The sequence below is a fragment of the Vibrio sp. 2134-1 genome (genome assembly GCF_033339495.1).
Genome location: NZ_JAWOUS010000794.1, coordinates 1 through 557, shown reverse-complemented (window position 1 = coordinate 557; position 557 = coordinate 1). Strand labels below are relative to the sequence as shown.

Annotated in this window: 2 protein-coding genes; both read right to left on the bottom strand. The window is 49.0% G+C overall.

All coding sequences use genetic code 11. The annotated features are described in order from the left end of the window. A partial coding sequence (locus R7R78_RS28585) for a universal stress protein (protein ID WP_225474908.1) occupies positions 1-183 on the bottom strand: 183 nt, incomplete at its 3' end. A gap of 44 nt (positions 184-227) precedes the next feature. After that, positions 228-557, bottom strand: a 330-nt coding sequence (locus tag R7R78_RS28580) for a DUF3394 domain-containing protein (RefSeq protein ID WP_031782161.1), incomplete at its 5' end; no start/stop codon positions are given.

Sequence of the window (557 nt, the reverse complement as noted above, 5' to 3'; positions counted from 1 at the left end):
CATTTTCGCCGCTGCGTCTTTTGGGAAGTAAGTGGCGACCATCGACATGTGAATACCTGGCAAAACAGTGAGCAGGTGGATTTCTGCGTTTGCTTGTTTTGCTTGCCACACCGCCAGTTCAACCGCTCGGTCTGAGAAGCCTTGGTCATTTAGATCAACCGGAACAAGAATTTGTTTATACATTCAATGTCTCTCACTAAGGCCCCAGATCCGCGGGGCCAAATCGGTTATGCGCTCAGTTGTTCCTTGCGAGCACGACGTTTTTGGTTCATGGCAAGTACCAGCAGAAGAATCAAGCAAGGTACAAATACCCATTCTTTCATTGGACGATCCGCGTCTTGAACGACCCATTTGATTTCCCAATCAAAGTCGATACCAGATGACTCCGCAGGGCTACCAAATTCAACCATGTCGACGACCATTTTGCCGTCGTTCTCAGTCAGCATCAGACCCATTGAAGAGATACGCTCTTCAGCCGTCGTTGCTCTGTCTTCGAATGGCAGACGTACCGTTTTCTCGACGTATTCGCCTTCGAGGTTTTGTCCGGCAACACGTAA